The sequence below is a fragment of the Bacillus sp. GMs2/2 genome, from assembly GCF_050172095.1.
Classification (GTDB): Bacteria; Bacillota; Bacilli; order Bacillales; family Bacillaceae_G; genus Bacillus_A; species Bacillus_A cereus.
On sequence record NZ_JBNLYE010000312.1, the window covers coordinates 1 to 4738 of the forward strand.

Here is a 4738-nt window from a genome sequence, read left to right on the forward strand (position 1 = left end):
TAATGGGGGGCGTAGCTTTAATAGTTGGGATATTGATTGGCAGTATAAGTTTTAAGTTATTTTTAGAACTTCTAATGAGTTTGATGAAATTAAATGTGCCAATTACGTTCGAGTTATCTATAAAGGCCATAATAGACACAATTATTGTTTTTTTATCGATTCTATTATATACAGCTTGGAAAAACTCGCGCTTAATTTATCAATTTCCATTAATTGAAATGTTCCAAGCGAATCATAAAGGAGAGAGTATGCCAAAAGGATCTAAATATTTGGCATATATAGGTCTTATTTTAATTGGCTTTGGTTATGTTTTAGCATTCTTTTTTCGCGAAGTCGTAAAATTTGTGCAGAACCCTGAGGACCCTATGCGTCCGCTAATGGATCCTAAAATAATCCCGTTATGTATTTTGATTGCGATTGTTCTTGCAACCTACTGTCTATTCACGTCTTATACAGTTATTGTATTAAAGAAAATTAAAAGTAAGAGCAATATCTATTTTAACGGTATGAATATACTAAATATTTCACAGTTGTTATATCGAGTAAAAGGAAATGCCAAATTACTTGCGACTATTGCTATCTTAAGTGCCACAGCTTTAACGGCTGTTAGTACAGTTGTATCAGGATATTATGTAGGGCAATCTGAAACAAATGAAGATTTTATGCAACTGTATGGAGTTACATTATTTATTGGAAGCTTTTTAGGAATTATATTTGTACTAGCAACGGGTTCTATTATTTATTATAAACAACTATCTGAAGCACATGCTAATCAGAAATACTATGAGGTTCTTCGTAAGGTAGGTGTTACGAAAAAAGAAGTAAGAAAGTCAATTTCTAACCAAGTTAGCTTTAGTTTTATTTCACCTATAATAGTCGGACTTACTCATAGCTTATTTGCTTTACCAATAATAAACAACATGCCTATATACAGTATTATGATTCCTATTTCCATTAGTTCTATTGCATATTGCATAATCTATTTTGGATATTATATATTAACTGTTAATTCGTATTTTAGAATTGTGTATAAATAATAAATTCTTTTGATATTGCGTAATAAAATTAGGAAATACAACCTATCAAGTTCTAAAGAATAATGGAATGAACAAAAGCCGATATCCTTAACGTGTAGGGAATCGGTTTTTTCTATATGGGGTACCGCCACATCGCTATCAAGCTAACAAAACAAAATTCCTCCTAAAATGAAAAAATACGCTATTCTTTCTGTAGAATCATAGGAAAGGATGGTGTTTTTTAAATTTTATAGATACTTTGTGGTAACCTCAAGTAGGAGGATTTAGCACAGTCAAATAATAATATCTTTTGTCTAGAAAGGAGAATGTTTTTTGAAATACACATTAAGAAAAAAATTAAAGGTGTTTTTTATAGGATTACCAGTACTAGTAATAATCACTTCTATTTTCGTTTATTACAAGTTTTTAACACCTTCAGCAGATATTCAACAATACAAGGAGTATTATGCTCCAAAAACAACACAAAAAGTATTGAATCAAGGTGAGGTAAAGGTCACATTTTTAGGAACATCATCTTTACTATTTGATGATGGAAATACACAATTAATGATTGATGGTTTTATTTCTAGGCCATCCTTACTAAAAATGTTGTTCAGCAATATAAAAACAGACGAAGATACTGTAGATAAAATTTTTAATCAAATAGGGGCTGATAATAATAAACTTAAGGGATTGTTTATTGCACATACACATTATGATCATGCGTTTGATTTAGCTTACATAGCTAAACGAACTGGAACACATGTATATGGTTCAGAGTCAGCAATTAATATAGGTATTGGTGGTGATATAAATAAGAACCAGATGTCTGTATATGAAGTAAATAAGGCTATGAAGTTTGGTGATTTTACTGTTACTGTCCTTCCATCGAAACATTCACCAACCTTTGATGAGGGAGAAAAAATAAAAAAGCCACTTAAACAACCAACTAAAGCACTAGATTATCATGAAGACTCTTCATATGATTACTTGATTACGTATAATAATAAAACTTTCCTTGTTAAACCAAGTGCTAACTATATAGAAGGTGTATTAGATGATATTCGAGCTGATGTCCTGTTTTTAGGAATAGGGGGATTAGGAAAGCGGGAAAGTAATTTCCAAAATATGTATTACGAGCAAGCTGTACGAAAAGTACAACCGAAGCTTGTTATTCCAATACACTGGGACGATTTCACCAAACCATTGACAGATACACTTGAAGCAATGCCTAAATATGCGGACAATACTAAAAATGGATTAGATTTTATAATTCAAAGGACAAAAGCAGATAAAATTGATCTTCAAATACTACAAGGTGTTAGAAGTATTTACTTCTAAAAAAGGGATCCACCACACCTCTATCAAGTTAAGAAACATAAAAAACGATAATAATGAACTTCCGTGCTAAAAAAGCTACAAAATTTTCGTTTAGGGACAATCTGTTCTGTTAGCTTGATGGCGATGTGTCTGTACCCCTATATCATCTTTCAGATCTTCCGTTCGTTGTAATGAGCGATAAAATATGGAACGGGGTAATTCTAATACGTTACGCAATTCTTTTACTGTTATTTTTGTTTTTAAATTTTTCCATAAAGTAACTACAGTTTCTGATTTCAGCCCCTTTCGATTTCTAGATAATTTCCCCATACAAGTAATTTTGTTTTTAGGTGTTTATTTTCTATACGTAGCTATTCTAATTCACTGAGCTCTTTTGGTCTTTTTCCATAAGAATATTGTTTTCCTACAGGTTGTTGAAACTGATACGTTTGATCTGTACGATACCATTTCATCTATATCTTAATTTGGGAAACATTTTTAATTCCGAGTTTCTCTATAATGGTCCAATTGGAATACCCATCCTTTTTCATTTCAATCACTTTCCACTTTACTTCTTCGGGGTAATGAACTCTTATTTTTTCATGTACCACTATTCGGGTTCACTTCACTTTAACGGTAAGGCTTTTTTGTTTTATAAGCTTAATCCAAACCGTTTTAATTCAATAAAAATCCCCTCTAATTGCTTTCCTTTATCCGTTAATGTGTACTCTACACGAGGCGGAACTTCTGGATATACTTTTCTCGTTATAATGCCTTGAGATTCTAATTCCTTTAGTCGAAGCGATAATGTTTTTGGACTAATCCCATCCATTGATTTTTGTAAATCACTAAAGCGTAATGTTCCTTCGATAAGAAGATCACGAATGATTAAAAATGTCCATTTTGTACTAATTACATCAAGTGTTTTAGCGATAGGACAAGGTATGCCCGGTAAACCTTTCGTTAATTCAACTGGATCTATATTGCTCATGGAACTAGCCTCCATAAAATTTTTTTAGATGAATTTGCTTTATAGTATCACAAAACTATACTTTTGGTAACTATATGAAAAAAATATCACTACTTCCATAAAGAAAGTTAGTGCATATACAATAGCAATACGAAACAAAAAGGATTTATATAAGGAGGTGGTGATTTCCATGGGGACAAAAAAGTTACTTGGATTTCTTAGTTTGTTTGTTATTTGTATTGTGCTTGTAGCATGTGGTGTGGAACAAAAAACTGAAGTTCAGTTATTAAAAGAAATGCCAAAGCCAAAAGCAATGACAATTGATCCCTCACTAAGTAAAAAAGAAGCGACAGAAATGGTTCATGCGGCGCAGCGTTTTTATGCATTTTGGGATACAGGTAAGGAGGAACTTATTCCGCAGATTGTTACTAAAGATTTCTTCGATAATACATTGCCGAAAGGGCGACCACAAGGCATTGAAGGATTAAAGTTTGCAGCGCAAAATTTTCGTAAAGTTGTGCCTGATATACATTGCGAGATTGAAGACTTATTAGTTGTTGGTGATAAAGTAACGGCCCGTCTTTCTTTTACAGGAACGCATAATGGTAAGAAAATTAATTTTTTTGCAATTGATATTTTACATGTGAAAGACGGAAAGATAACAGACGATTGGCATTTAGAAGATAATCTTACACTACAGCAGCAACTTGGCTTAATAGCTGAAGAGTAGATCATATAGGGGAGAGAAAAACGATGAAAAATATATTTATTATAAATGGACATGAAAAATACGGTACAAAGGAAGGACGATTAAATAAAACGTTAGTAGATTATATGGTTACTGTATTAGGCGAGAATCATCATGTGAAAACAACAACGATTCAAGATGGTTACAATATTAAAGAAGAACAAGATAAGTTTTTATGGGCTGATGTTGTGATTTATCAAACACCAATTTACTGGTTTAGTGTTCCAGGCTTATTTAAAACGTATATGGATGAAGTATATGAATACGGTTTGTTCTTTAAAGGTGCAGATGAATATGGAACAGGTGGTTTATTAAAAGAGAAAGAGTATATGTTCTCTACAACTTGGAATGCACCTGAAAAAGCATTTGGAGATAAGACAAAGTTCTTTGAAGGAGAAAGTTTAGAATCAGCGCTTAGTCATTTACATCGCGTGCAAAAGTTTCTCGGTATGAGTCCGTTAAAGAGTTTTGCTTGTTATGATGTGGTGAAGAATCCGGATATAGAGAAGTTTTTATTGAACTTGAAAGATCACTTAGATGGAGTAATTAAATAATAGTATGTGAAGAAGGTACTACTAAGGAGGTAGTACCTTCTCTTTCACGAAATACGTTTAAAATCTTTACTTATACAGGACTGTTTTAGTTTTTTTGATTTGATTAAATGTTTTATATCAGAGATGTTAT

At 32.2% G+C, this 4738-nt stretch carries 5 protein-coding genes and 2 pseudogenes; 4 read left to right on the forward strand and 3 right to left on the reverse strand.

Translation table 11 applies throughout. The features are described 5' to 3' along the window. Both ACQGS6_RS23170 and ACQGS6_RS23175 read left to right on the forward strand, forming a co-directional pair. Window positions 1–1037: FtsX-like permease family protein (locus ACQGS6_RS23170; RefSeq protein ID WP_426965668.1), on the forward strand; the 1037-nt coding region annotated here is incomplete at its 5' end. A gap of 312 nt (window positions 1038–1349) precedes the next feature. Then, window positions 1350–2357, forward strand: a complete 1008-nt coding sequence (locus ACQGS6_RS23175; protein WP_000877998.1) for an MBL fold metallo-hydrolase — start codon at window positions 1350–1352, stop codon at window positions 2355–2357. A 138-nt stretch (window positions 2358–2495) separates the two neighbouring features. Here the strand turns inward: ACQGS6_RS23175 and ACQGS6_RS23180 are convergent. Together ACQGS6_RS23180 and ACQGS6_RS23185 are read right to left on the reverse strand one after the other, a co-directional pair. Beyond that, window positions 2496–2887 (reverse strand): annotated as a pseudogene (locus ACQGS6_RS23180) (IS3-like element ISBt2 family transposase); the annotation flags it as partial. A 101-nt stretch (window positions 2888–2988) separates the two neighbouring features. Further along, complete coding sequence (locus tag ACQGS6_RS23185) at window positions 2989–3327, reverse strand: winged helix-turn-helix transcriptional regulator (RefSeq protein ID WP_000065115.1); 339 nt, start codon at window positions 3325–3327, stop codon at window positions 2989–2991. A 169-nt stretch (window positions 3328–3496) separates the two neighbouring features. Here ACQGS6_RS23185 and ACQGS6_RS23190 point away from each other — a divergent pair, with 169 nt between their 5' ends. Both ACQGS6_RS23190 and ACQGS6_RS23195 read left to right on the forward strand, forming a co-directional pair. After that, complete coding sequence (locus ACQGS6_RS23190) at window positions 3497–4036, forward strand: ester cyclase (RefSeq protein WP_025966916.1); 540 nt, start codon at window positions 3497–3499, stop codon at window positions 4034–4036. 23 nt (window positions 4037–4059) lie between these two features. Beyond that, entirely contained in the window at window positions 4060–4608 is a 549-nt protein-coding gene (locus tag ACQGS6_RS23195; RefSeq protein ID WP_000789178.1) for an NAD(P)H-dependent oxidoreductase, read from the forward strand. A 44-nt stretch (window positions 4609–4652) separates the two neighbouring features. On the opposite strand, the pseudogene ACQGS6_RS23200 reads toward ACQGS6_RS23195, so the two are convergent. After that, window positions 4653–4738, reverse strand: a pseudogene (locus ACQGS6_RS23200) (general stress protein); the annotation flags it as partial.

Coding starts and splice junctions, on each gene's coding strand:
- ACQGS6_RS23185 (WP_000065115.1), bottom strand. CDS start 3,327: ATGAGCAATATAGATCCAGTTGAATTAACGAAAGGTTTACCGGGCATA.
- ACQGS6_RS23190 (WP_025966916.1), top strand. CDS start 3,497: ATGGGGACAAAAAAGTTACTTGGATTTCTTAGTTTGTTTGTTATTTGT.
- ACQGS6_RS23195 (WP_000789178.1), top strand. CDS start 4,060: ATGAAAAATATATTTATTATAAATGGACATGAAAAATACGGTACAAAG.